The sequence below is a fragment of the Aggregatibacter actinomycetemcomitans genome (assembly GCF_023518055.1).
In the GTDB taxonomy this organism is placed as follows: domain Bacteria; phylum Pseudomonadota; class Gammaproteobacteria; order Enterobacterales; family Pasteurellaceae; genus Aggregatibacter; species Aggregatibacter actinomycetemcomitans.
In genome coordinates this window covers 1926911-1952510 of the sequence record NZ_CP085096.1, presented here as the reverse complement: position 1 = coordinate 1952510, position 25600 = coordinate 1926911, and the positions used below count along the sequence as shown (strand labels likewise).

Genomic DNA, 25600 nt, shown 5'->3' with positions numbered 1-25600 from the left:
CAGGGTCGGTTTTTAATTAGAAAATGAGAGGTTTATTATGGAAAACGTGACATTGAAGAAAATTATCAATGCTTATGGAATGGTCCTAATTTTAATTCTTCTCTTTTTGGGCTTATCTGTTTCAATTGATGGTTTTTTCTCAGCAAGAACAGTGTGGAGTATTGTTGAACAAGTCTCTATGTTCGGTATTATTGCCATTGGGGTGACATTTATCATTATTACTACCGGTATTGATTTGTCATCAGGCTCAGTGGTCGCATTAACTGCTGTAGTTTCCGCGTCAGTGGTAACGGGCGGCGATACTTTTTCTGCCGCATTACTGGCTTTTGCAGTGTCTATTTTAATTGGTGCCGGATTGGGGTTAATTAACGGTGGGCTTACGGCAATTGGCAGCATTCCGCCGTTTATCGCCACATTGGGGATGATGATTATTGCACGTGGTGCAGCGCAACTTTATTCTGATGGTCGTCCGATTGACGCTTCTTCCGAAGCCTTTACCTGGATTGCCGATGTCAATATTTTAGGGTTGCCGGGATTGGTACTGTTATACATTTTAATTGTGATCGTCAGCCATATTTTACTCAGCCGTTCAACATTCGGTCGCCATGTTTATGCTGTTGGCGGAAACTTAAATGCAGCTAAAATTTGTGGTATTAACACCAATCGAACTTTAATCTGGGTTTATATCCTTGGCGGAGCGCTATCCGGTTTAGCCGGCGCATTGTTGGCGGCGCGTACTTATGCAGGTAACCCGTCTTATGGCTTGGCGTGGGAGCTTGATGCCATTGCGGCAGCCGTTATCGGCGGGGTTTCCTTAAGTGGTGGTTTCGGTACGATCCCAATGTGCGTTATCGGCGCATTGATTATCGGTACAACCAATAAAGGATTAAATATGCTCGGCGTTGACCCTTATTGGCAACAAATTGTTAAAGGGGCGATTATCGTTGTCGCCGTATTACTTGATACCTTAAAACGTCGTAAAAAAGGATAATTTTTTTGACCGCACTTTTACTGGAAAAAAGAAAAGCCTAGAAAATATTTCTAGGCTTTTTTGTGGAACTCACAACGGTGAATTAATAATCCTTTGGATCATAACCAAAATAAGCGCGGGTGAGGATGTCTTCCATATCGGTAACCATCGGTAAACGAGGGTTTGCCGGGGAACATTGGTCTTCAAAGGCGAGCAGTGCCACATCACGACGGGCATCCATCCACGCTTTTTCATCCAAGCCTTGTTCTTTGAAAGACATCTTAATGCCACAACGCACAGCTAAATCGTAGCAGGCTTGTGCGTAAGAACGCACGCCTTCTTCCGGTGTGCTGCAAGGCAAGCCGAGCATACGGGCGATGTCTTGGTATTTTACATCTGCTTTGTAGTAATTATATTTCGGCCACGTAGCGGTTTTTTCCGGGCGGGTACCGTTATAACGAATCACGTGCGGCATTAAAATCGCGTTGGTGCGTCCGTGTGGTGTATGGAAGCGACCGCCGATTTTGTGGGCAAGGGAGTGGTTCATCCCTAAAAACGCATTGGCGAATGCCATACCTGCCATGGTGGAGGCGTTATGCATTCTTTCGCGCGCTTCCTGATCTTTTTCGGTCACAGATTTTTCCAGGAACTCAAACACCAGTTTAATGGCTTGCAAGGCAAGACCATCGGTGAAGTCGCTGGCAAGAATGGATACATAAGCTTCGGTGGCGTGGGTTAATACGTCCAAGCCGGTGTCGGCGGCGACATGTGCCGGTACAGTGATCACTAATGCCGGATCCACAATGGCGACGGTCGGGGTAAGCGAGTAGTCGGCAATCGGGTACTTTTTATTACCTTCGGTGATAACCGCAAACGGTGTCACTTCAGAACCGGTACCGGATGTTGTCGGAATACCGATAAATCTGGCTTTACGACCTAGTTGCGGGAATTTAAACGCGCGTTTACGTATATCCATGAATTTCTGTACCAAATCGCGGAAATCCACTTCTGGTTGTTCATAGAATAACCACATCACTTTTGCCGCATCCATTGCCGAACCACCACCCAGGGCGATAATGGTATCCGGTTTGTAGTTACGGATTAACTCCGTACCACGGCGTACGGTTTCAATGGACGGATCCGGTTCTACATCGGCAAATAATTGGTAGGTTACGTGATTGCCACGAGCCGTAATTTGGTGGGCGATTTTTTCTACGAAACCTAAGTCCACCATGGTACGGTCGGTGACGATGACCACGCGTTCCATGCCGCCCATGGATTGAAGATATTGAATTGAATCCCGTTCAAAATAGATTTTTGACGGCACTTTAAACCATTGCATATTGTTTCTCCGTCTGCCTACTCGTTTAATGTTAATTAAATTGACCGCACTTACGTTGTTGCCCACGGAATTTTTACCATAAGAACCACAACCTAACGTGAGGGAAGGCAGGAAGGCGTTATACACATCACCGATACCGCCGAAGGTGGAAGGCGAGTTCCAGATAACGCGAATGGCTTTCACCCGTTTACCAAATTCTTTGGCAAGCTCCGCATCGGAGGTGTGAATGGCGGCGGAGTGACCCAAACCATGGAATTCCACCATTTGTTCCGCTTTTTCAAGACCGTCTTCACGGGAGGTAGATTTAATTAAAGCCAGTACCGGAGAAAGTTTTTCACGGGTTAGCGGCTCTTTTTCGCCCACTTCTTTACATTCGGCAAGCAGAATATTGGTTCGCGGTAGCACTTTGAAGCCCGCCTGTTCCGCAATCCAGGCGGCAGGTTTACCCACCACATTGGCATTCAGTTTCGCGCCGCCACAGTTCTTGCTGTTGGCTTTTGTGCCGAACATGAATTCTTCCAGCATGGCTTTTTCTTTCTTGTTCACCATATAAACGCCGTAAGAAAGCATTTCTTTTACAAAATCGTTATAGATTTCTTCATCGACGATGGCCGCCTGTTCGGAGGCGCACACCATGCCGTTATCGAAGGATTTGGACATCACGATGTCGTGCACTGCTTGTTTTAAGTTGGCGGATTTTTCCACATAAGCCGGCACGTTACCTGCACCGACGCCCAATGCCGGTTTGCCGCAGGAATAAGCAGCTTCTACCATGGCGTTCCCGCCGGTGGCAAGGATGGTGGCGATGCCCGGGTGTTTCATTAATGCGGATGTGCCTTCCATAGATGGTTTTTCGATCCATTGAATACAATTTTTCGGCGCACCGGCGGCAATAGCAGCTTCATACACAATGCGGGCGGCGTGCGCGGAAGATTGTTGGGCGGAGGGATGGAAGGCAAAAATGATTGGGTTACGGGTTTTTAGCGCAATGAGGGACTTGAAAATGGCGGTGGATGTCGGGTTGGTTGTCGGGGTGATCCCACAGATGACGCCCACAGGATCGGCGATTTCGGTGATGCCTGTTACATCATTTTCACTTATTACGCCGACGGTTTTTAAATGCCGCATATTGTTCACGACATATTCACAGGCGAATAAATTTTTGGTCGCTTTATCCTCAAATACGCCACGCCCGGTTTCTTCATAAGCGTGCATTGCCAGCACACCATGTTGATCCAGCGCCGCCACAGAGGCTTTCGCCACAATGTAGTTCACCTGCTCTTGGTTTAATTGGCGGAATTCTTCCAGCGCAACCAAACCTTTTTCAACCAGAGCATTCACTTCTGCTTGTGCAGGACTTACTGCATTTTCAACATTACTCATAATGTTTTCTCCTAAAGTTTAAAAATTAAAATATAACTACTTAGAATTATATTGTATGCACAAGTGATCTTAATCACATTTTTTGGTGATTAGCTGAAATGTTTGATCTGGGTCAAAAAACAAACTGCTTTGACTACCGTTATTTATTTGGGGTTGATTGGATTGGCGCGGTTATGCTGGTCATATAAAAATAAAGGTAACGCATTGCAAACCAAAGAAATTGAGAAATATAACGGAATCGATAAAAAATCTTTTCCGTTATTTTTTGAAAGAATATAAACTTAGATTTAACTTTGAGGACATAAACGCATTAATTAATAACCTTATAACACTAGTGTGGCATTTAAGGCTAATCAAATATAGACCCAAATTTATAATCCAGGTTTAACCTCAAGGTTCTGCCCGGTGCAGGATTTAATCCCATATTGTTCGCGTCTAAATAATATCTGTTAGTTAGATTATCCAGCGTTGCAGATATTGTTAGATCCTTTGAAATTTTATAATTTGCGAAAAGATCGACTATTGCATATGGCTTCCATTCGGCAGAATTTGTCTCCCCGGTACTATTGTTTGGCGAAAATATCGAAACTATGCGTTTTGAGTAGTAATTGTGGCGCGCACCCAGTTCAAGTTTATCATCCCAGAATCTAAATCCGACTGTAGTCGTTATCGTTGTTTTAGGAGGCAACGTATTGGCGAGATTGCTTCCGCTGATACCGCCCTCAAAGCACTGCGGTGTATCTCTTATTCGTCCGACTTGATCGTCCCTACGGCAAAATTTCGTTTTTAGATAGTGTGTCATACCTATCTGTGTATAGAAGCTTCTCATATCAAAATATGCCGAAGTCTCATACCCACGAAAAAGGGCAGATCTAATATTGACGGTTTGTAGTCTGCCTTGCGTACTCGTTCTGGTGAGATAATCTTTCGTGAAGTTATTAAAATAAGCAAATTTAAAACCTAAAAAATTATCTCCACCGCCTATATCATCAAATAATAGATTTGTGCCAATTTCCCAGTTCTTTTGTCTCTCAGGCTTTAACTTGTAGGTTTGATAATCGACTATTTGTGTGCTAAATCCGCGTGATGCTTGAAACAAACTCGCTGAGCGTACAGCCTCGGCATATTTTATGTAAATTTGCGCGTTCTCATGTGGTTCGAAGGTAAACATCGCGATTGGTGATGTGGCCTTAACGCTTGGAGGTTGCGGCCAAGAATAAATCCGACATCTTTTTTGAAACGGGTTGTTGCGCACCGGTTCACAGACGGAATTCTTCGGATCGGGCATATTTTTGCGTACGAATTTATCTTCGACTCTGGGCTGAAAATCATGAATTGCGGTGCGGATGTGTCGCAGACCTAGATCTATTTTAAGCCAGTTCGTGATTGGATAGTTAAGCGAAATGAAGGCACTTTTTTCTTTGCGCTTTGCGTTTCTGATGTAAAACGGTGCTACAGCATTGTCAGGATAGCCTTTTGCGCGTACTCTAGCAGCCATATCTTTAGGCGGATGAATTCTTTCGCGCGAGTAACTTATGCCGTAGTTTATCGTTAGTGGTCTATCGAAAATTTGCGCTACACTGGTGTTGCTTAAATTTAGTCCCTTCTGCTCGGAGATTGTAAAGTGCGCGTGGCGAGAGCTGAAATCAACCAGATCCTCGATGAAAGGTGTAAAGCTAGAAGTGTCACTTTTAGTGTAATATCCGCTTAAAGTTAGCTTGATAAATGGATTTGTCGGATCGAAGATATATTTTGCGCTGTAGCTATCGGTCTTTACTTCCGTGCCTTCTCCCTGCAGCGCACCGTCTCCACGAAAGCTCGTAATGGACGGCATCAGCTCGCCGAATTTGCTTCTATAGCCGCGGTAGGTCAAATTTAAAGCATGCGTGTCGTTGTAAGTGTTAAACTTAGCCAGATAGGACTTATTATCCTGGCTGGTATTTAGTACTTCCTCGCCACCACGAAAGTAGGTATAACCGTTTTGCTCTTTAAATCTCAGCCTACCGATCCTAACATCTTCTTCAGTCACAAGAGGTCTGCCGAATCTGTCCTTTCTCGTAGGGTCTCTGTGTACTTCAAAATCATCTTCATTTTTATATTCGATATCTTCTATCACTGGTACGGCGCCATGGCGTCCGACGAAATAATTGCCCTGCTTCTTTTTGGCGTAGGCCAACACAATGTCGGCGTTTTCCCACTTTTTAGAAAATGCGAGCGAGTAGTTGTAGCTTTTGCCTAAATTCTGAAAAGGATTTTTGGATGCGTATTTCGCGTTGGGGTTGTAGGTTTGCTTCGGACATTTACCCGAACGGTTGGTACGACATTCGTCTATCCATTTAGTGCGGTATCCGCCGCGTGTATAAAGAGGCGGTTTGTCTGTAGTATTAGACATCGTGCCGAACCGCAAGCGAAGTCCCCAGTTCTTATTTTCGGGGATTATGTCTTTGTAGCCTACGGTATTCATTCTCACTACACCACCTGTGGCGCCGGTAGCATCTGCTTTGAGTGACGGGCCTTTTTCTATTTCTACGCGCGAGATAAGATCAGGATCCAGATATGTTCGGGTACTTGAACCTGCATAGCCTTGCCACGAAGGGATAGACTGAAGCGAATCATCGATCAAAACAGGAATTCTGTTTTCGTTGGCTATACCTCTAATTATAGGGGTTATAGCGCCGCTGTTTCGTTTGTTGCCGACCATAACGCCCGGAATTCCGCTTAAAAAATCACCTACTGATGAGCCGCGAAAACGTTGAATTTTTGTATCATTGAGATATGAGTACGAACCGGATTTTAGATAGCTTTCCAGTTCATCCTCATATGAAGTTTTACTTTGCCCGGTAACTACTATGTCCGGTAGAACCGTAGTTTGAGGGGCAGCATCGATACTTTGTGACGTGCAGATCAAAGTGGTCAAAAAGAGTAGTGTAGGGTTGCGTTTGTCACTTTTTTGAGATTTTTTAAATTTAAAATTCATACTGCTCCTTTAAAATATAATTATAATTTTAGGGACGGTATTAGATTAGCAGTTATATTACTTTGTGAAAATTAACATAATTAATTGAAATAACTGCACTTTCATCTGAGAATTTATTAGATATTACTCCTGATTCTCCGTCTTATTCTATTGAAAAATTTGAAAGTAAAAAGTGCGGTCGAAATTCACTATGAATTTTAACCGCACTTTTGTTATTGACTAAGGCAGCTCATCAATATCATCTTTGTTCACTTTGGGTTGCACCATGTGTTCACGGTCAAGACCTAAGTCATATGCAATAGCAATCGCAACGAAGATAGAAGAGTATGTCCCGAATCCGATACCTATTAAGAGGGCCAACGAGAAACTATGGATTGTCGGACCGCCGAAGACAAAAAGGGCGATGACCACAATTAACGTCGTCACTGAAGTCATAATAGTTCGGGAGAGAGTTTGTGTTAATGAAATGTTAATAATGTCGATAGAAGCAATCCGTCTGATTTTACGGAAGTTCTCACGCACACGATCGAATACCACGATACTGTCATTGAGGGAATAGCCCACCACGGAAAGAATCGCTGCGATAAAGGTTAAATCCATTTCAATTTGCAAGTAGGAGAAAGCACCTAAGGTAACAATCACATCGTGCGCAAGGGAAAGTACGCCGCCAACAGCTAAGCGCCATTCAAAACGTATACCGACATAAAGTAACAACATGATAAGAGTTGTTAACGTGGCATAAATGGCGCCTTGAGTCAGTTCTTCTCCAACATTCGGACCAACAAACTCAGTAGAGCGAATCTGAATATCGCTATCTAACGTACTTAGCATTCTCTTAACATTATCACCGATTTGTGCGTTATCCGTCGCGGGCAGGCGAATCATCACATCACGCACACCACCGGTGGTTTGTACCAATGGACTTTCAATCCCGTTTTGGACCAGAGTAGAACGGATTTTTTCCAAATCTGCCGGTTGAGAAAAGTGGGTGTCCACCACCACACCCCCGGTAAAATCCAGACCCCAGTTGAAGCCTTTGGTAAATACAAAGAACAGGGAAACGGCAATGATGATCACCGATGCAAGATAACCCCACATGCGGTATTTCATAAACTCAACTAAACGGAAAGGGAGTTTAATGCCTTGAATTTCTCGAATTGACTGACTTCTGTTTTCTAAATTCACAATATGTTCCTCACCATTAAATTGATAATTTATCAATTCGTTTGCCGCCGTATAAGAAATTCACGATTGCCCGTGTTCCGGTGATTGCGGTAAACATTGAGATGGCAATACCTAAAGATAGGGTGATTGCGAAACCTTTAATCGGACCGGTACCCACCGCGTAGAGGGCGACTGCGGTTAAAATCGTGGTTAAGTTGGCATCGAAGATGGAACTGAATGCGCCGCTATAACCTTCATTAATGGCTTGCTGGATTGGACGACCGTTGCGGATTTCTTCTTTAATTCGCTCGAAAATCAATACGTTCGCATCCACCGACATCCCTACTGCCAATACGATACCGGCAATGCCCGGCATGGTGAGCGTGGCGCCTGGCAATAACGATATTAAACCGACCAATAAAACGATATTGGCGATTAAAGCAATATTGGCGATGATGCCGAATTTACGGTAGTAAATAACCATAAATGCCACCACGATCATTAAGCCCCAGAAGCTGGCCTGTAAGCCTTGTTCTACATTTTGTGCCCCGAGAGACGGACCGATGGTACGTTCTTCCACAATTTGAATTGGCGCAATTAACGCACCGGAACGGAGTAGCACGGCAAGGTTTTGTGCTTCTGCCGGGGAGTCGATACCGGTAATTTGGAATTGACTGCCGAAACGACCTTGAATAGTCGCGACGTTAATGACTTCTTCGTGTTTTTGTAAAATGGTTTTACCGTTTTCGTCTTTTTTACCGCTGTCTTTATATTCTACATATAAGGTCGCCATCGGTTTTTTCAGGTTTAAACGGGTGGTTTGTGACATGATTTCGCCGCCCTCGCTATCCAAGGTCACGCTCACTTGCGGCAACGACGTGTTTTGATCGACACCGGAGCTGGCATTGGTAATGTGCTCGCCACCGAGTACTGCGCGTTTATATAACACCACAGGACGATTGTTTCTGTCGTATTTGACTTCGGAATCGGAAGGCACCATACCACGCGCTGCCGCTTCTAAATTAGCGCTTGCATTAACTATACGAAATTCAAGGGTAGCCGTTGCACCGAGAATTTCTTTCGCACGGGCAGTGTCTTGTACCCCCGGTAATTCAACCACAATGCGTTCCGCCCCTTGACGCTGAATAACGGCTTCGGCGACGCCCAATTCGGTAACACGTTTACGTAAAATACTCAGGTTTTGCTCAATAGCGCTCTCACGAGCTTCATTCAATACGGAATCAGATAAGCCTAGGGACAAGGTGTTCTCGGATGTGACACTAACATCTAGATTCGGGTGCTGTTTGCGTAAGTAGCGTTGTACGTCAGAAAGTTGTTCAGAATTGGTTAAGGTTACGCCGGTGCTGAAATTATCAATGGATTTAATGGCGCTGTATTGATATTTTTCTTTGCGCAGTTCGGTACGCAAAGAATCCTGCAACTGTTCCTGACGTTTGGACAGTGCGGAATTCATGTCCACCTCCATCAGGAAGCGCACGCCACCACGTAAGTCCAGACCCCATTTCATCGGGTTACCGCCAATGCTACTTAGCCATTTCGGGGTTGCCGGTGCAAGGTTTAACGCGACGGAATAGTTGGTGCCTAATTTTTCGGTAATTTTGTCTTTGGCGAGTAATTGTGTATCCGTATTGTTAAAACGCACTAAAATCGATCCGCTTTCCAATACGATGGATTTGGTTGTCAGATTATTATCTTTAAGCACGGATTGAACATCGCTAAGTACAGCAGAATTGGCTTCCTGACCGCGAGTTCCTGAAATTTGTACGGCAGGATCTTCACCGTAAAGATTTGGAAGAGCATATAAAATACCAATGGCGACCACGAAGATCACCATTAGATTCTTCCATAAAGGGTAACGATTTAACATAGATTTCCTGTTCCCTTGAGGAATGTAAGATTAAAGGGTTTTGATTGTACCTTTCGGTAATACCGCGGCAATGTAATTGCGGTTGATGGTCACTTCGGTACTGTCGTTTAATGCGATAACAATGTTGTCACTGTTTTCAACCATTTTGGTGATTTTACCGATGATACCGCCGGCGGTAAGCACTTCAGTGCCTTTGGCTAATTCAGACATAAGTTTTTTATGTTCTTTATTTCTTTTTGCCTGCGGACGATAAATCATGAAATAGAAAATCAATCCGAATATGACGAAAATAAATAACATTGACATTGGGCTGCCTTGTTGCGTTTCCATTCCAATTTCCTTTTAGTTAATGAAAATATAAAGACGCCGTGAAGCGTCCGTAACTGATAAAAAAACCGTCGCCTAAAATACCACAAATCTGTTGGAATGTGAAAATGATATTGTAAGCATACCGTGAAAAAAGACTACGATTTTGTGCATTGAGCAAATTTGTTTATTTAGCAGATTTGATGATTTTTAAGCTTCTTCAGATCCGGTAGAAAAAAGATGTGGTTGTTTCTGTCGTTGAGAAAAGTGCGGTCGATTTAAAAAACGTTTTTTAAAATGACCGCACTTTTCGGATTACTGATTTGCTTCTGCTAATTGCAACGGCGGAACAGGTTTGCCGATTCTGGCATAAAATTCCACCACGAAATCATCAAAACGATCCGCTTCGATCGCCTGGCGAATTTCTGCCATTAAGCGTTGGTAATAACGCAAATTGTGGATGGTATTAAGGCGTGCACCAAGAATTTCGCCACATTTGTCCAGGTGATACAAATAGGCTTTGGTATAGTGTTTGCAGGTGTAACAGTCACAGTGCGGATCCGGCGGGCTGGTGTCGTCTTTGTATTTGGCATTACGGATTTTAACGATGCCGTCGGTGACGAATAAATGCCCATTACGCGCATTGCGGGTTGGCATCACGCAATCGAACATATCAATGCCGCGACGTACGCCTTCCACTAAATCTTCCGGTTTTCCTACACCCATTAAATAGCGCGGTTTGTCGGCGGGAATCTGCGGGCAGATGTACTCCAAAATGCGGTGCATATCTTCTTTTGGTTCGCCCACGGCTAAACCGCCCACCGCATAGCCGTCAAAGCCGATATTGATTAAGCCTTCCAGTGAAACTTTGCGCAATTCTTCAAAGGTTCCGCCTTGGATAATGCCGAACAGCGCGTTTTTGTTGCCTAATTCGTCAAAACGAGCGCGGCTGCGTTGCGCCCAGCGCAGGGACATTTCCATGGATTGCTTGGCATAATTAAACGTGGCGGGGTAGGGCGTACATTCATCGAAAATCATCACGATGTCGGAACCTAAATCATATTGAATTTCCATGGATTTTTCCGGCGATAAGAAAATACGTTCGCCATTAATCGGGTTTTGAAATTTCACGCCTTCTTCAGTGATTTTGCGTAACTTGCCCAAACTGAACACTTGGAAACCGCCGGAATCCGTCAAAATCGGACGATGCCATTGCATAAAATCGTGTAAATCACCGTGCTTGCGCATGACTTCCTGCCCCGGGCGCAACCACAAATGGAAGGTATTACCGAGCAAAATTTCCGCACCGGTGGTGCGCACTTCTTCCGGCGTCATGCCTTTCACTGTGCCATAAGTGCCTACGGGCATAAATGCCGGCGTTTCAACGGTAAAGGTGCCTTGCGGGCGTTCAAATACCAAGCGACCACGACGGGCATTGCCGCTGGTTTTGTCTAATTCATACTTCATTAAATTTCCTCAACGAATAAACAGTTCGAAGATTTTTGGTTAATAAAAAAGCCTGTTTAAATATACAGGCTTCATGCTATAATTTTTCGCAATGCTCTTACGAGCAGAGGCGGACTCTACTAATGATAGTCCGCCAGTTGCCGCTGTTGGGCTAGATTAGTAGATCCTTGTTATAATCATAAGGATAAAAATATGATTAAATTTTTTATTAAATTGGTCATCATTATTCTACTTTGCCTGTTATTGAAAAGTAGCACTGGCTCATAGTAATTGATGCCGCAAGGAATGGTTATCGCCATTCCTTGTTTTTTATTTTATGACTTGCCCGAAAATAAGTCAAACACCGCCTTCTTTCGGCGCTTAATAAGTTTCAATTTTTGGCATAGCCCAAGGTTTTTCTTGAAAAAGATATTTATCGTATTAATATTTATACTTATATTTTAAATGTGATTATTCATAAAGGTAGAGCTTTATGCAACGGAGAAAACTTCTGAAATTAACCGGCGCCGCAGTTATCGGGATGACTATTGCGCCGGGGTTGATAGCAAAAAAGAAAGGCAGAGGTAGTGGTTCCGGTATTCTACATTTGAATTTCAATGAAAATTCATTGGGTATGTCGGAAAAAGCAAAACAGGCGATTATTAATAGCATTGGGATTGGTTCCCGTTATCCCGATGAGCATCGTAGTGAATTAATCCGTCAATTAGCTGAAAAATATAATCTGGAAGATAATTTCGTTTCCTTGGGGAATGGATCCTCTGAAAATATTCGTGGAATTATTCAGTCACAGGTATTTAAAGCCAGACAGGCGAAACAGACGGTTCAGCTGGTGGTGCCGGATCCGACGTTTAATTATGCCGAATTATATGCGCAAGCCATGAATGTGCCGGTTGTTAAGGTGCCGCTGACTAAAGATTTCCAATTTGATTTGGCAAAATTACAAGAAACCGCCGAGCAGTTTAGTGGCGTGAGTATTTTCTATTTGTGTAACCCGAATAATCCAACTTCAACCGTTACGCCGGCAAAAGAGTTATTCCGTTGGATTAAAAAAGCGCCGGAAAATTATTTCTTTTTACTAGATGAAGCCTACGCCGAATATGTACAGGATCCTGCTTTTGAAAGTGGCGTTAAGCTGATTAAACAGGGTTTTAAAAATGTTGCCGTCACCCGCACTTTCTCTAAATTTTATGCCATGGCAGGTTATCGCGTGGGGTATATGCTGGCGAATTCCGATGTGGTGGAAGAAGTGGATAAATTCATGTCCATTGACAATATCAACATTGCCGGTGCTGTTGCCGCGCTTGCTTCCTTGAAAGACAAAACTTTCTCCCAACTGAGCTTACAAAGCAACGAAGCCTCCCGTAAAATCGTGCAAAACGCATTGCGAGAACTGGGTTTAAAATTTGCACCGTCTAACGGCAACTTTATTTTTCATGAAATTAAAGGGGATGTCCAAACCTACCAGGAGCGTATGAAAGAAAATGGCATTTTGGTCGGACGTGAATTTTTACCGATTCAAAGCTGGAGCCGTTTAACCTTAGGAACGCCGGAAGAAATGCAACGTTTTGTTAAAGTCCTCAAAGAATTCAGACAAAACGGTTGGGTATAAAAATAAAGGTGGGACAGCCCATCTTTATTTTTTCTGAGACCCGTTATTTCAATCCCTTCACATCAGGATTTTTACTGATAAACATTGCATCGCCGTAACTGAAAAAACGATAGCGATTTTCTACCGCACTTTTATAGGCATTCATCGTATAGGAAAAACCCGCAAAGGCGGAAACCAACATAATTAACGTGCTTTCCGGCAAATGGAAATTGGTAATCAGGCAATCCACCACGCGGAACGATTTGCCCGGATAAATAAAAATGGACGTATCGGAAAAATAAGGCTCAATAAGCACCGCACTTTTCTTCTCTTCCGCTGCCAATGCCGCACTTTCAATGGAACGCACGGAGGTTGTCCCTACCGCAATCACCCGTTTACCGGCTTTTTGGGTCGCCAAAATGGCATCACACACTTCTTGCGGCACTTCCACATATTCCGCGTGCATCACGTGATCTTCAATATTTTCCACGCGAACCGGCTGAAATGTTCCCGCCCCAACGTGTAGCGTAACAAAGGTAAAATTTACCCCTTTGGCTTTGAGTTTCGTCAACAATTCATCGTCAAAATGTAGCCCTGCCGTTGGGGCGGCAACCGCGCCGGGCACTTTGTTATACACGGTTTGGTAGCGTTCCTGATCCGCTTCTTCATCGGGGCGATCGATATACGGCGGCAACGGCATGTGCCCGATTTTCTGCAATACATCAAAAAGTGCGGTCTGTTTTTCGGCTATTTCGATCTCAAACAAACTGCCTTGACGCCCCACCATGACGGCGTTTACGCCGTGACCTTCTCCCAGTTTATCCTCGCCTAAGATCAATTCCGCGCCTTCCTTCGGTGCTTTGGAGGCGCGAACATGAGCTAAAAAAAGGGATTCGCTTAACACCCGCTCCACCAACACCTCTATTTTCCCGCCACTGCTTTTACGCCCGAACATCCGTGCAGGAATCACACGGGTATTATTGAAGATCATCAAATCGCCGGGGTTAATCAGATCCAACACATCACTAAAAGTGCGGTGAAAAATTTCCCCGTTTTCACCATCCAGTTGTAACAATCGGCTGGCTGTCCGCTCCGTTTTCGGATAACGGGCAATCAACTCATCAGGTAAATCAAAATAAAAATCGGCAACACGCATAATGGAATATTTGGTTTAAAAAAGAGGGCGGTAGTCTAGTGCGGATTGGGGAGGATCTCAAGGGGAATGAATAATCTATTAAAAAGAAATTGCGCTGGTTTCTGTTAGCAATACAAATAGCAGGTAATTGTGAGCATACTTAAAGGTATTTTTTACTCAATTCTACTTTCTACAAGACGAAAAAAAGCCCTTTCAAGGGGGAAGGGCTGAATAATGTATTTTGAGTTATATTTTTCTAGGGTATGTGCGTATTATATAGACCCAAATTAATATTGCAACATGATTTTAACAAAATATTAACTTTTCTTTTCGTGAGGGTTGCGTGTGTTAGTGTTGACCAGGTTTCGCATTAACAGCGCGTAATCCAAGTTGATGTCTTGCGGCACGTCTAAGAAGACAAAATGTCCGTCGCCTAATGCGGCATCTACTTCGACGTTTTTGCGATTAAGCATTTTATTGATTTTGAAGACGATATTGCCTTGCGGTGTCATTATTTCCACTTCGTCGCCAAGCAGGAATTTATTTTTCACCGCCACTTCCGCCATGCCTTGTTCGTTACGTTTGCCGGTGAATTCACCGACGAATTGTTGACGTTCGGAAATGGAATAGCCGTATTCGTAGTTTTGGTATTCATCATGGGTGTGGCGGCGCAGAAAGCCTTCGGTGTAGCCACGGTGCGCCAAAGATTCCAACGTATCCATCAGGCTTTCGTCGAATGGTTTGCCGGCAGCCGCATCGTCGATCGCTTTGCGGTAAACTTGCGCAGTACGGGCGCAGTAATAGAAGGATTTGGTGCGCCCCTCAATTTTTAAGGAATACACGCCAAGTGCGGTCAATTTTTCCACATGTTGCACGGCGCGTAAATCTTTGGAGTTCATGAAATAAGTACCGTGCTCGTCTTCAAAGGCGGTCATTTGCTCGTCGGGATTTTGTGCTTCGGTGTAAAGGAACACTTTGTCGGTCACGGTGCCTTCGCCCAACGTCGGGGCGACGTTTTTCACTTCAATTTGTTGGCGCGGATCGATTTTCGGCACGATGTTGCCGACGTCATCCACTTTGCCTTCTTCCATTTTATATTCCCAACGGCAAGCGTTGGTACAGGTGCCTTGGTTCGGGTCGCGTTTGTTGATATAGCCGGAAAGCAGACAACGACCGGAATACGCCATGCAAAGTGCGCCGTGAACGAAAATTTCAAGTTCAATATCCGGCACGTGCTGGCGGATTTCGGCGATTTCATCAAGGGAAAGCTCGCGGGATAAAATCACGCGGGTTAAGCCCATTTGTTTCCAGAATTTCACCGTCGCCCAGTTTACCGCGTTGGCTTGCACGGAAAGGTGAATGTCAATGTTGGGGAAGTTTTCGCGTACCAGCATGATCAAGCCCGGATCGGACATAATTAACGCATCCGGCCCCATGTCGATGACCGGTTGTAAATCTTTGATAAAGGTTTTGAGCTTGGAATTATGTGGCGCGATGTTCACCACCACATAGAATTTTTTGCCGAGGGCGTGAGCTTCATCAATGCCGATTTTTAAATTGGCGTGATTGAACTCGTTGTTGCGCACGCGCAGGCTGTAACGTGGCTGACCGGCATAAACCGCATCTGCACCGTAAGCAAAGGCATAGCGCATATTTTTCAACGAGCCGGCAGGAGAAAGTAATTCAGGTTTAAATGGGGTTGTCATAAAAGTCTCTTTGTCTGATTTCAAGTCAGGAATTTGCCCAAGGCAAATCGTAAGGACGGCTATTTTAGGCGGATTTTGGTTTTTGTAAAGGAAAAGTGCGGTGGGTTTTTTCGGTGTTTTTTAACGCAAAACGCCCGCTTGGTTTGCGGGCGTGGAAATTTCGGTAAAGGTTAAATCTTGGATTTATTCGTCAGTCCGATATAAAGGCAGACCACAAAACCGATGACGAATACATAAGGCGTAAATTGTGTCACGCCGGCAGGGGAAGCAGCGAGCGCAAAATTATGCGCGGCGGTAGCACCTAACACCATTCCTAATACAAAGAGGGCGGCGTCATTATTGCCTTCGCCGATGTTCACCAATTTTTTGCCCGGGCAACCGCCACCGAGCGAGAAGCAAAGTCCGCAAAGTGCCATGGAGAATGCGCCCAATACCAAACCGATAAGTTCGGGGCGTAAATATTGTAACGGTGTGGCGCGATGCAGACCGAGTGCGCCCGCTGTGTCGCGCAAGAAACAGGCTGCGCAGAAGCCCATATTGCCGGGATTGCCATTGTAGGTTAGAAGTGGAGCAACGATACCAAGTGCAGCACCTGCAACCACAGGCCAAGTTAAGATTTTCATAATAAGACCCTTGTGATATCTGAAGTAAATGTGAATGGTGTTTTTAATGTTTTAAAAACGCTTTCATTGTAAAAAGACGCTCAAAATAAGAAAAGCATCTTGTGGTCATATTGTGAGCGGGATCAAGGATTTATTTTTAAATGCAAAAACGACCGCACTTTTGGCGACGGGGAGCGTATTTTTCTCTAAAGTGCGGTGGTTTTTGGCGATGTTTTTTTGATGTAAACCAATAAATATTCAGATGATAATGAATTGCATTTGTTGTAGGGGTATAATCGGCTTGTCGCCTATTTATTGAGCGACAAGCAGTTTGATTTGACGATTTAAAAGGAGCAAAAATATGTTAAAAAACATTGAAAAAGCCACCGTTCTTAAATTGAATGATCTTCTGGCATATCAAGACGGACAAGTTATCAGCAAAACATTTTCACAAAACCCTGCCGTGGGCTTAACCATGTTTTGTCTGCCGAAAGGCGAGGAAATCAGCGCCCATAAATCCCGTGGTGATGCTTTGGTGACAATAATATTGGAAGGCAAAGCCAGAATCACTATCGACACAACCGACTACGAAGTCAATGCCGGCGAAAGTATCGTGCTGCCTGCGGACATTCCCCATGCTTTGTATGCCTTGGAGAATTTCAAAATGTTCTTGACGGTGGTGTTCCCGAAAGAGGGGAGATAGTGAGGTAAGCAGAGAGGCACTTGGATTGTAAATTCAAGGGTTAAAAAAAGCCCGTTTTACCGAGCTTGTCTGAATTCTGCATTTTTGTATGCGTCTAATCTATTCCGTTTACCCACGGATAAAACAAGAATATAAATTTGGTTATCATTAACTTCATAAACTAAGCGATAACCGGCTGCGCGGAGTTTGATTTTATAAAGGTTTTGATAACCTCTTAATTTGTCGCCCGGTACTCTCGGATTTTCTAAGCGTTCCGCAAGTTTATTTTTGAATTGTTGGCGTATGGTATCGCCTAACTTTTGCCACTCTTTTAAAGCCCTTTTATCAAAAGTGAGTTTATAAGTCATCAAGGCTTACCTCAATCGGATCAAGGGTTGCCAGACGCTCTTCAGCAATTCTGCCTAATTCTGCATCTTCTACCAGATTTTGAAAATATTCAAATAATGCAGGCGTGACGCAATAAAAGGCTGGTTGGTTACGGTTTAATATGGCTACGGCACCATCTTGGCTTGCGTACGCAATGCCCATTGGGTCCCGTTTTAAATCGGTAATGCTTGCGGCTTGTTGTGTCAAAATTTGATGTATTGCCATAATGTTTCCCCTTTCTACTGATTCTGGCGTCTTATAATAATACTTTTAAAAATTTTTTAAAGGTATTCTTGCGTTATTTGGACGGATAGATAATAGTAAATCTTTAATAAAGAAGGTCGGCGTGGATGTGAATTATAAAATTTTAGGCGATAAAATAATGTGAACGTTTAGTTTAGAGAAATTGGCGGAACGGACGGGACTCGAACCCGCGCCCCCCTGCGTGACAGGCAGGTATTCTAACCAGCTGAACTACCGCTCCGAATTAGAATAGATAAAACAATTGGCGGAATGGACGGGACTCGAACCCGCGACCCCCTGCGTGACAGGCAGGTATTCTAACCAGCTGAACTACCACTCCGCACAGGTGAGGTGCATAATAATGGCGCAGGGACACTCCGTCAACTTTTTTTTTCTCTTTTGGGGTTACTTGTTTAATCGGTGAACGATTTTATTAATGCAAGGTTTCTTCCTGGGCTTGACGCTCCCAAAGGCAATTATCCTTGCTTTTTTTATTGATTAATTTGAGGTACTCCAAATGCGCCTGCAGTTCTTCTTCCGTCGGGGTGAGCAGGCGTAAATTGTGTGAAAAAACGACCGCACTTTGTACTTGCTGTTCGCCGGCGTGCTGAATAATTTCCGGTTCACTTTCATCAAACAGGCTGGTTTGCCCGCCCGTCATGGCAAGATATACATCCGCCAGAATCTCCGCATCCAGTAACGCGCCGTGTAGCGTACGTTTACTGTTATCTATCCCCAAACGGCTACAGAGCGCATCCAAGTTATTTTTCTTGCCGGGATACATTTGACGCGCCATGGTCAGCGTGTCGGTCACCAGGCAAATGTCGTTGGTTTTAATCGGCAGGTTCAGCTTGGCGAATTCATAATCCATGAAGCCCACGTCGAAGGGCGCGTTGTGAATAAGCAACTCGGCGCCTTTGATATATTCGATGAATTCATTGGCGGCCTGACTGAAATCCGGTTTGTCCGCCAGCATTTCGTCGGTGATACCGTGTACCTTAATAGCATCGGGATCCACCGGACGATTCGGCTTAATATAAATGTGAAAATTATTGCCGGTATAACGGCGGTTAATCATTTCCACCGCACCGATTTCAATGATGCAATGACCTTCATAATGGGCGCCTAACTGGTTCATACCGGTGGTTTCCGTATCCAGTACAATTTGGCGATTCGGGTTAATTTGAATACTCATAACGCTACTTTTTATACGCAAAAATTTCGGGTATTATCGCCTCATTTGAAATAAATTAGTAGTCAATATGCGCAAACAAATCGAAATTTTTACCGACGGATCCTGCCTCGGCAACCCCGGTGCGGGCGGTATCGGCATTTTGTTACGTTACAAACAACACGAAAAAAAACTGTCCAAAGGCTTTTTTTTGACCACTAATAACCGCATGGAATTATTGGCGGTGGTGGAAGCCCTAAACAGCCTAAAAGAGCCCTGCGACATTCATTTATACAGCGACAGCCAATACATGAAAAACGGCATCACCCAGTGGATTTTTAACTGGAAGAAAAATCATTGGAAAGCGAGTAGCGGCAAACCGGTGAAAAATCAGGATTTGTGGATGGCGTTAGATCAGGCGATCGCCCGCCATAAGGTGGATTGGCGTTGGGTGAAAGGGCACGCGGGGCATCGTGAAAATGAAATTTGCGATCAACTGGCAAAGCAGGGCGCAGAGAACCCGACGTTAAACGATGAAGGTTATCAACCGGAAGCATAAAATCCGCCCGAAAAAAGAACCGCACTTTATGTGATGAAGCATAAAGTGCGGTTTGTTTTTACGGCGTTTTTCATTTGCCTTGTGCGGCTAGTTCGTTTCGCCGGTCGGTTGTTGCGCGATGGCTAAAAACTCCTTGAAAAAGGTCGGGAAGGTTTTTGCCGTGCAATTCGGATCCAAAATCGTTACCGGCGTGTCGGAAAGGGCGATGAGCGCAAAGCACATTGCCATGCGGTGATCGTTATAGGTTTCGATTTCCGCCACTTTAAATTCCGTCGGTTTTAACGGTTGAATGCGAATAAAATCTTCGCCTTCCTCCACCTCCGCGCCCACTTTGCGCAGTTCCGTCGCCATGGCGGTTAAACGATCCGTTTCTTTCACGCGCCAGTTGTAAATGTTACGAATCACGGTTTCGCCTTCCGCAAAAAGGGCGGTGGTGGCGATAGTCATGGCGGCGTCGGGAATGTGGTTCATGTCCATATCCACACCATGTAACGGCGCTTGTTCCGCTTGAATGAAATCCTCGCCCCAAGTGATGTGCGCGCCCATTTTTTCTAAGACGTCGGCAAACAGACGATCGCCCTGAATGCTGTTTTTGCCGATGCCTGTCACTTTCACTTTGCCCTTAATGGCGCCTGCCGCTAAGAAATAAGAGGCGGAGGAAGCATCACCTTCCACTAAAAATGAGCCGGGTGATTGATAGGATTGTTTGCCTTTTACGATGAAGCGTTGGTAATGTTGATTTTCCACGCTCACGCCGAAGATTTTCATCATGTTGAGTGTGATGTCGATGTACGGTTTGGACACCAATTCACCGATAATTTCGATTTCGCTGTCACTCTCCGCAAGGGGCGCCGCCATTAAAAGTGCGGTCAAAAATTGCGATGAAATGGAACCGTCGATTTTAATTAAACCGCCGCGTAATCCCGTGTTACGAATGGCGATAGGCGGGTAGCCTTCATTTTCTAAATAACGAATATCGGCGCCCGCTTGTAACAACGCATCCACTAAGTGTCGAATCGGGCGTTCTTTCATGCGCGGTTCACCCGTTAAAATCACTTCATTTTGCGCGGAATCGCCTGCACGCGCCAAACAAAGTGCTGCCGCCAACGGGCGCATGGCGGTGCCGGCATTGCCTAAAAATAATGCCAAGCCGTCGTGCCACTGAAAGGCGCCACCCAAGCCTTGTACTTCGCATACGGATTTGTCTTCAGACAACGTATATTGCACACCGAGCTGTTTTAAGGCGTTGAGCATATGGCGGATGTCGTCACTGTCCAGCAGGTTGGTCACTTTGGTGGTGCCGTGCGCCAATGCCGCCAACAATAAGGCGCGGTTGGACAGGCTTTTCGAGCCCGGCAAATTGATGGCACCTTCAACGCGGGCAATGGGATTGAGCGTAATGGAAATTGCTTGCTGCATAAGTCGTCCGTTATAAGCCTAAAATTTCGCTAAGTGCGGTTAAAAAAAGTTGATTTTCTTCCGGCAAGCCGATGCTGATGCGCAAGTGATTCGGCAAACCATATCCTGCAAGCGGGCGCACGATCACGCCTTTACGCAGTAACGCCTGATAAATGGGGACGGCAGGCTGTTGCAAATCCAACATGACGAAATTTCCCTTGGACGGCACATAGCGCAGTCCTTTTTCGTCAAAGAAGTTTTGCAGCAATTGCAAACCGATTCGGTTATTTTCGGCAACTTTTGCCACAAATTCGTCATCTTTAATGGCGGCTGTGGCGGCGGCAAGTGCCAGACTGTTGCAGTTAAAGGGCTGACGTACGCGATTTAACAGCCCTGCGATTTCCACTGAGGAAGCCGCATAACCGATACGCAAGCCGGCTAATCCGTAGGCTTTAGAAAGGGTGCGGCACACGATAAGGTTCGGGTATTTTGCCAACAAACCGAAAGAATCCACCCGTTCGCTCGGCTCGGTAAATTCCACATAGGCTTCGTCCAATGCCACAATCACTTGCGGTGGCACTTGCGCTAAAAAGTCGGTAATCTCTGTCGCATTTGCAAAGCTGCCCGTCGGGTTATTCGGGTTGGCAATGTAGATCAATTTGGTTTTTGGCGTGATGGCGTTCAGAAATTCTTTCAAATCATTGCCATAATTTTTCGCCGGAATTTCCACGCGCTTGGCGTTCAAAGCCTGGCTGATCAGCGGGTAAACAATGAAGCCGTATTGGGAATAAATCACTTCATCTTGTTCGGAGGCAAAGGTGTGGGCGATGAGCTCGATTAAATCGTTGGAGCCGTTGCCGAGTGTGATTTGCTCCGGTTGTAAACCGAATTTCTCGGCAACCGCCTGTTTGAAATAAAATCCGTTGGAATCGGGATAAAGGTTGAGGTTGTCTAATTGCGCTTGAATGGCTTTTTTCGCACTTGGCGGCAAGCCGAAAGGGTTTTCGTTAGAGGCGAGTTTGATGATGTTTTCAATGCCTAATTCGCGTTCCAATTCTTCAATGGGTTTGCCGGCTTGATAAGGCAAAAGGGTTTTGACGCCTTCATTGGCGCGATCGATATATTGCATGGTTGCTCCGAGTGGTGATGAAAGAAAAGTGCGGTTGATTTTTATCATGAATTTCAACCGCACTTTTATGATCGTTACGCGTTTTCTTCCGCGAATTTTTGCATGAAGGCAATCAATGCTTGTACGCCTTCAATCGGCATGGCGTTATAAATGGACGCGCGCATACCGCCAAGCACTTTGTGCCCTTTTAACGCCTGTAAACCTGCGGCGGTGGCTTCGGCGATGAATTTGGCGTTCAGTTCATCATCGCCGGTGGTAAAGGTGACATTCATTAAAGAGCGGTTGGCTTTCGCCACATTATTGCGGTAGAAATCGCTGCCGTCCAAATAATCGTAAAGCAGTTTCGCTTTTGCCAGGTTGCGTTTTTCGATTTCCGGCAAGCCGCCGATAGCCGATAAATGTTTGAATACCAAGGCACATAAATACCATGCGAAAGTCGGCGGGGTGTTGATCATGGAATCGCTGTTTTTCTGAATTTCGTAATTCCAAATGGACGGTGTGGCTTTACGTGCCTTACCGATGAGATCGTCACGTACGATCACGATGGTAATCCCTGCCGGACCGAGGTTTTTTTGTGCACCGGCATAAATTAAGCCGAATTTGCTGACATCCACTTTGCGGGAGAGAATGGTGGAAGAGAAATCGCCTACCAACACGCCGTTGCCTACATTCGGCACATCAAAAATTTCTACGCCGCTGATGGTTTCGTTCGGGCAGTAATGCACATAATCGTATTGTTCGGCGATGTCGCTGAAATCTAAAGGTTTTACTTTTAATTCGTCACCCGGTTCCAGAATATTGATTTCGTCAATTTCGCCGAAGGAACGGGCTTCTTTGGCGGCGGTGGCAGACCAGTGACCGCTGTTTAAATACAGGGCTTTGCCGTTTTCACGTAATAAATTCATCGGAATGGCGGCGAATTGACCGCGCGCACCGCCTTGCAAAAACAGGATTTGGTAGTTTTCAGGAACGTTATAGAGCTTACGAAAATCCGCTTGGGATTGGGTGATTAATTCCATGAACAATTTGCCACGGTGGCTAACTTCCATCACCGAAGTGCCTTGCCCTTGCCAGTTCAGTAATTCTTGTTGCGCCTGTTCTAACACCGCTTGCGGCATCATCGCCGGACCGGCACTGAAATTAAATACGTTCGCCATATAATTATTTCCTTAAAATAAATAAAAAGAGGGTTACGTTTTATCACCTAGCCGTTTTCTAATCAATGATTTTTACGGAAATTTTTTTAATTTGCGGGAAAGAAAAATAATCCCCTGTAAAAAGTGCGAATTTTTTGACGAAATTCACAAAAAAGGCTACATTATCGCCATTCATTTTTTATAACAAGGGAGCAAATTGATGGACAATGTGAATAAATCTTTTCAGGATGTTTTGGAGTATGTGCGTATGTATCGCTTAAAAAATAAACTATTGCGCGATATGGACGATAATAATCGTAAAATCCGTGATAACCAGAAACGCGTATTGTTGTTACAAAACTTAGATCAGTACATTCGTGACGATATGTCAATTCGTGATGTGCGCACGATTATCGAAAATATGCGCGATGACTACGAAAACCGCGTGGACGACTATGTTATCCGCAATGCCGAATTGTCTAAACAACGTCGCGAAATCAGCAGCAAAATGAAGTCACAACAGAAATCCCATGGGGAATCCGCGAAAAAATAAAGTAGGGCGGTAGGTAAAAGAATGGTGAGGTAACTCGCCATTTTTGTGGTGAAATGGTGTTAATGTTAATAAAGTGCGGTCAAAATCCACAGTAAATTTTGACCGCACTTTTTCTTTTATAAGCTTTAAGGGAACCTTAAGTTGAGGCTAGTCCTTAATAGATAAGAGGGACAATTGTAATGGCAACAATGGCCGCGATAATACCGTAAATGATCATCGGTAACACGGTACGCTTGATTATTACGCCTTCTACATTGTTAATGTTCAGTACTGAGCTAACGGCAACGATGTTGTTGATGCATACCATATTACCCATTGAACCGCCTACAGATTGTAATGCAAGTATCAAAGTAGAGGACAATCCGGTCAGTTCAGCAGTAGAAAGCTGTACGCTACCGAAAGTTAGATTAGACACTGTATTTGAACCGGAGAAGAAAGCCCCTACTGCCCCTAAGTATGAAGAAAATATAGTCCAATACTGACCGGTTGCTTCTGCAAAACTTTTACCGATGATTTTTACCATTGAATTATCGCCACCGACTAACATCAGATTTACCATGATTAATGCCCCGACAAGCGCAAAGAATGGGTTCTTTGTTTGTTTGAAACTACTGGCAAAAATATCTTTAGCTTGGGTTTTAGTAATAGAAAATATCGGAATTGCAATCAATACAGTGACAATAAATGGCAGTAATGCCGGTACATAGAGTAATTTATAGCTTGCGCTGATTTGAGTTGAGAAAATATCTTTTAAGCTGAGAATTAACCCTCTGCTTATGTCGAAAGTTCCTAATGAACCCAGCTGAACACTGAACCATGACGTAGTGTCGTTCATTATAGATTTAAATGGAAGTTGCTGTAGGCGGGTTATGATTAAGATTATGATTAATAATCCGGTAGGGAATAACGCTTTAACTACATTTGGGAAATTAACCACAGGACCATTTAATGCATTCTCGGTTTTTTCCAAACCAATACCTCTATTAGCTAGAAAAATTGAAATAAACAGACCGATAGCGCCTCCTACCAGTGCCGGAAATTCATAATTAACTTGCGCCAGTAAAAAGTAGGGTACGGTACAAGAGAAAATTGACAGATAAATATATCGAATATTTTTGATGATTTCTTTGCTACTGACGATAAAGCGCAATGCAATAAGTGGAATAATAAGTGCCGCTATACTATGAATTAGAGCCGACATAGAACCAATTTCAAGAATTTGATTTTCTGTTAGATTTAACGGACCAAAACCGAACCATGTTGGCGTGCCCACTGCACCGAAAGAAACCGGTACGGAATTCATTACCAGCGTTAACATTGCTACTTTTAGTGCAGGAAAGCCTAGCCCTACTAAAATAGGTGCGGCAATCGCTGCTGGTGTACCAAAACCACTGGCACCTTCAATCATGAAAGTGAAAGACCAGCCGATAATCATAATCTGAGCAACAGGATTAGGATTAATATTTCCTAACCATTTGCGCAGTGTATTTGTGGCTCCGGAGATTTCTGAAAAGCGGTTAAATAAAATTGCACCAAAGATTACTGTAACCGGTGTCTGTACTGCAACTAATGCTGAAGCGATGTTTGCACTAACAATAGTAATATCGGTACCGAAGAATACTAGTTGGATAATAAATACCACGGCAGCAATCCAAGGGAGCGCTATATAAGATGGTAAAGCATTGCGGTTAACCATTAAATAAATTAATAGAATTATTGGAAAGACACTTAAGAAAAGAGCCATAGAGTACTCCGATGCTAAATTAGTTAAATTAATAGCTCATGTACTGAATATATGAGCTGTGTAAATTATG

The 25600-nt window shown here is 44.3% G+C and carries 21 protein-coding genes and 2 tRNA genes; 5 read left to right on the top strand and 18 right to left on the bottom strand.

Features of this window, described 5'->3' with window-relative positions; all coding sequences use genetic code 11:
- Positions 1-37 precede the first annotated feature (37 nt).
- On the top strand, positions 38-991 hold the full coding sequence (locus LIN98_RS09595; RefSeq protein WP_005592122.1) for an ABC transporter permease: 954 nt from the start codon (positions 38-40) through the stop codon (positions 989-991).
- An 82-nt stretch (positions 992-1073) separates the two neighbouring features.
- Here LIN98_RS09595 and adhE read toward each other — a convergent pair whose 3' ends face one another.
- The 6 genes from adhE to tgt form a co-directional block, all read right to left on the bottom strand.
- Positions 1074-3695, bottom strand: a complete 2622-nt coding sequence (gene adhE / locus LIN98_RS09590) for a bifunctional acetaldehyde-CoA/alcohol dehydrogenase (protein ID WP_014167928.1) — start codon at positions 3693-3695, stop codon at positions 1074-1076.
- Between the two features lie 349 nt (positions 3696-4044).
- Complete coding sequence (locus tag LIN98_RS09585; protein WP_005567602.1) at positions 4045-6672, bottom strand: TonB-dependent receptor domain-containing protein; 2628 nt, start codon at positions 6670-6672, stop codon at positions 4045-4047.
- Positions 6673-6891: 219 nt separating this feature from the next.
- Positions 6892-7857 carry a protein translocase subunit SecF gene (gene secF, locus LIN98_RS09580; protein ID WP_005569927.1) on the bottom strand — a complete coding sequence of 322 codons (966 nt, stop codon included), beginning with the start codon at positions 7855-7857 and terminating at the stop codon, positions 6892-6894.
- A gap of 16 nt (positions 7858-7873) precedes the next feature.
- The gene (secD, locus tag LIN98_RS09575; protein ID WP_005545646.1) at positions 7874-9724 is read right to left on the bottom strand and encodes a protein translocase subunit SecD; all 1851 of its coding nucleotides are present in this window, start codon (positions 9722-9724) and stop codon (positions 7874-7876) included.
- 30 nt (positions 9725-9754) lie between these two features.
- A complete protein-coding gene (gene yajC, locus LIN98_RS09570; RefSeq protein WP_005540052.1) occupies positions 9755-10054 on the bottom strand; it encodes a preprotein translocase subunit YajC in 300 nt (99 codons plus the stop codon).
- 291 nt (positions 10055-10345) lie between these two features.
- Positions 10346-11497 carry a tRNA guanosine(34) transglycosylase Tgt gene (gene tgt, locus LIN98_RS09565; RefSeq protein WP_005545649.1) on the bottom strand — a complete coding sequence of 384 codons (1152 nt, stop codon included), beginning with the start codon at positions 11495-11497 and terminating at the stop codon, positions 10346-10348.
- Positions 11498-11969: 472 nt separating this feature from the next.
- Here tgt and LIN98_RS09560 point away from each other — a divergent pair, with 472 nt between their 5' ends.
- Positions 11970-13106 carry a pyridoxal phosphate-dependent aminotransferase gene (locus LIN98_RS09560; RefSeq protein ID WP_005588606.1) on the top strand — a complete coding sequence of 379 codons (1137 nt, stop codon included), beginning with the start codon at positions 11970-11972 and terminating at the stop codon, positions 13104-13106.
- Between the two features lie 43 nt (positions 13107-13149).
- On the opposite strand, the gene queA is transcribed toward LIN98_RS09560, so the two are convergent.
- The 3 genes from queA to LIN98_RS09545 all read right to left on the bottom strand — a co-directional run bounded on the left by queA (position 13150) and on the right by LIN98_RS09545 (position 16549).
- On the bottom strand, positions 13150-14241 hold the full coding sequence (gene queA / locus LIN98_RS09555) for a tRNA preQ1(34) S-adenosylmethionine ribosyltransferase-isomerase QueA (RefSeq protein WP_014167926.1): 1092 nt from the start codon (positions 14239-14241) through the stop codon (positions 13150-13152).
- Between the two features lie 296 nt (positions 14242-14537).
- Positions 14538-15926: a prephenate-dependent tRNA uridine(34) hydroxylase TrhP gene (yegQ, locus tag LIN98_RS09550; protein ID WP_005567594.1), complete on the bottom strand. Its 1389-nt coding sequence runs from the start codon at positions 15924-15926 to the stop codon at positions 14538-14540.
- A gap of 170 nt (positions 15927-16096) precedes the next feature.
- Positions 16097-16549, bottom strand: coding sequence for a 50S ribosomal protein L11 methyltransferase (locus LIN98_RS09545; RefSeq protein ID WP_006710245.1), 453 nt, complete (start codon positions 16547-16549; stop codon positions 16097-16099).
- A 340-nt stretch (positions 16550-16889) separates the two neighbouring features.
- Between LIN98_RS09545 and LIN98_RS09540 the strand changes: the two genes are divergently transcribed.
- Entirely contained in the window at positions 16890-17231 is a 342-nt protein-coding gene (locus tag LIN98_RS09540) for a cupin domain-containing protein (RefSeq protein ID WP_014167925.1), read from the top strand.
- 56 nt (positions 17232-17287) lie between these two features.
- On the opposite strand, the gene LIN98_RS09535 is transcribed toward LIN98_RS09540, so the two are convergent.
- The 5 genes from LIN98_RS09535 to dnaQ form a co-directional block, all read right to left on the bottom strand.
- The gene (locus tag LIN98_RS09535; RefSeq protein ID WP_005540089.1) at positions 17288-17578 is read right to left on the bottom strand and encodes a type II toxin-antitoxin system RelE family toxin; all 291 of its coding nucleotides are present in this window, start codon (positions 17576-17578) and stop codon (positions 17288-17290) included.
- Positions 17568-17822, bottom strand: coding sequence for a type II toxin-antitoxin system Phd/YefM family antitoxin (locus LIN98_RS09530; RefSeq protein WP_005545663.1), 255 nt, complete (start codon positions 17820-17822; stop codon positions 17568-17570). The genes LIN98_RS09535 and LIN98_RS09530 overlap by 11 nt, the downstream gene beginning before the upstream one ends.
- A gap of 182 nt (positions 17823-18004) precedes the next feature.
- A tRNA-Asp gene (locus LIN98_RS09525) sits at positions 18005-18081 on the bottom strand.
- Between the two features lie 22 nt (positions 18082-18103).
- A tRNA-Asp gene (locus LIN98_RS09520) sits at positions 18104-18180 on the bottom strand.
- A gap of 93 nt (positions 18181-18273) precedes the next feature.
- Entirely contained in the window at positions 18274-19035 is a 762-nt protein-coding gene (gene dnaQ, locus LIN98_RS09515; RefSeq protein WP_005567590.1) for a DNA polymerase III subunit epsilon, read from the bottom strand.
- 67 nt (positions 19036-19102) lie between these two features.
- Between dnaQ and rnhA the strand changes: the two genes are divergently transcribed.
- Complete coding sequence (rnhA, locus tag LIN98_RS09510) at positions 19103-19570, top strand: ribonuclease HI (protein WP_005565412.1); 468 nt, start codon at positions 19103-19105, stop codon at positions 19568-19570.
- Between the two features lie 87 nt (positions 19571-19657).
- Here rnhA and aroA read toward each other — a convergent pair whose 3' ends face one another.
- From aroA to serC, 3 genes are all read right to left on the bottom strand, one after another.
- Positions 19658-20989 (bottom strand): 3-phosphoshikimate 1-carboxyvinyltransferase, encoded by a 1332-nt coding sequence (gene aroA, locus LIN98_RS09505; RefSeq protein ID WP_005594223.1) that lies wholly within the window; start codon positions 20987-20989, stop codon positions 19658-19660.
- A 10-nt stretch (positions 20990-20999) separates the two neighbouring features.
- Positions 21000-22097 carry a histidinol-phosphate transaminase gene (hisC, locus tag LIN98_RS09500; RefSeq protein WP_005567586.1) on the bottom strand — a complete coding sequence of 366 codons (1098 nt, stop codon included), beginning with the start codon at positions 22095-22097 and terminating at the stop codon, positions 21000-21002.
- A 74-nt stretch (positions 22098-22171) separates the two neighbouring features.
- Positions 22172-23254 (bottom strand): 3-phosphoserine/phosphohydroxythreonine transaminase, encoded by a 1083-nt coding sequence (gene serC, locus LIN98_RS09495; protein ID WP_005567583.1) that lies wholly within the window; start codon positions 23252-23254, stop codon positions 22172-22174.
- Between the two features lie 199 nt (positions 23255-23453).
- Between serC and LIN98_RS09490 the strand changes: the two genes are divergently transcribed.
- Entirely contained in the window at positions 23454-23786 is a 333-nt protein-coding gene (locus LIN98_RS09490) for a DUF496 family protein (protein ID WP_005540112.1), read from the top strand.
- 154 nt (positions 23787-23940) lie between these two features.
- Here LIN98_RS09490 and LIN98_RS09485 read toward each other — a convergent pair whose 3' ends face one another.
- On the bottom strand, positions 23941-25530 hold the full coding sequence (locus tag LIN98_RS09485; RefSeq protein WP_005540114.1) for an L-lactate permease: 1590 nt from the start codon (positions 25528-25530) through the stop codon (positions 23941-23943).
- Between the last annotated feature and the right edge of the window lie 70 nt (positions 25531-25600).

Excerpts from the sequence above, each read along its gene's own strand:
- LIN98_RS09595 (WP_005592122.1), top strand. The coding sequence starts at position 38 with ATGGAAAACGTGACATTGAAGAAAATTATCAATGCTTATGGAATGGTC.
- adhE (WP_014167928.1), bottom strand. The coding sequence starts at position 3,695 with ATGAGTAATGTTGAAAATGCAGTAAGTCCTGCACAAGCAGAAGTGAAT.
- LIN98_RS09585 (WP_005567602.1), bottom strand. The coding sequence starts at position 6,672 with ATGAATTTTAAATTTAAAAAATCTCAAAAAAGTGACAAACGCAACCCT.
- secD (WP_005545646.1), bottom strand. The coding sequence starts at position 9,724 with ATGTTAAATCGTTACCCTTTATGGAAGAATCTAATGGTGATCTTCGTG.
- yajC (WP_005540052.1), bottom strand. The coding sequence starts at position 10,054 with ATGGAAACGCAACAAGGCAGCCCAATGTCAATGTTATTTATTTTCGTC.
- tgt (WP_005545649.1), bottom strand. The coding sequence starts at position 11,497 with ATGAAGTATGAATTAGACAAAACCAGCGGCAATGCCCGTCGTGGTCGC.
- LIN98_RS09560 (WP_005588606.1), top strand. The coding sequence starts at position 11,970 with ATGCAACGGAGAAAACTTCTGAAATTAACCGGCGCCGCAGTTATCGGG.
- queA (WP_014167926.1), bottom strand. The coding sequence starts at position 14,241 with ATGCGTGTTGCCGATTTTTATTTTGATTTACCTGATGAGTTGATTGCC.
- yegQ (WP_005567594.1), bottom strand. The coding sequence starts at position 15,926 with ATGACAACCCCATTTAAACCTGAATTACTTTCTCCTGCCGGCTCGTTG.
- LIN98_RS09545 (WP_006710245.1), bottom strand. The coding sequence starts at position 16,549 with ATGAAAATCTTAACTTGGCCTGTGGTTGCAGGTGCTGCACTTGGTATC.
- LIN98_RS09540 (WP_014167925.1), top strand. The coding sequence starts at position 16,890 with ATGTTAAAAAACATTGAAAAAGCCACCGTTCTTAAATTGAATGATCTT.
- LIN98_RS09535 (WP_005540089.1), bottom strand. The coding sequence starts at position 17,578 with ATGACTTATAAACTCACTTTTGATAAAAGGGCTTTAAAAGAGTGGCAA.
- LIN98_RS09530 (WP_005545663.1), bottom strand. The coding sequence starts at position 17,822 with ATGGCAATACATCAAATTTTGACACAACAAGCCGCAAGCATTACCGAT.
- dnaQ (WP_005567590.1), bottom strand. The coding sequence starts at position 19,035 with ATGAGTATTCAAATTAACCCGAATCGCCAAATTGTACTGGATACGGAA.
- rnhA (WP_005565412.1), top strand. The coding sequence starts at position 19,103 with ATGCGCAAACAAATCGAAATTTTTACCGACGGATCCTGCCTCGGCAAC.
- aroA (WP_005594223.1), bottom strand. The coding sequence starts at position 20,989 with ATGCAGCAAGCAATTTCCATTACGCTCAATCCCATTGCCCGCGTTGAA.
- hisC (WP_005567586.1), bottom strand. The coding sequence starts at position 22,097 with ATGCAATATATCGATCGCGCCAATGAAGGCGTCAAAACCCTTTTGCCT.
- serC (WP_005567583.1), bottom strand. The coding sequence starts at position 23,254 with ATGGCGAACGTATTTAATTTCAGTGCCGGTCCGGCGATGATGCCGCAA.
- LIN98_RS09490 (WP_005540112.1), top strand. The coding sequence starts at position 23,454 with ATGGACAATGTGAATAAATCTTTTCAGGATGTTTTGGAGTATGTGCGT.
- LIN98_RS09485 (WP_005540114.1), bottom strand. The coding sequence starts at position 25,530 with ATGGCTCTTTTCTTAAGTGTCTTTCCAATAATTCTATTAATTTATTTA.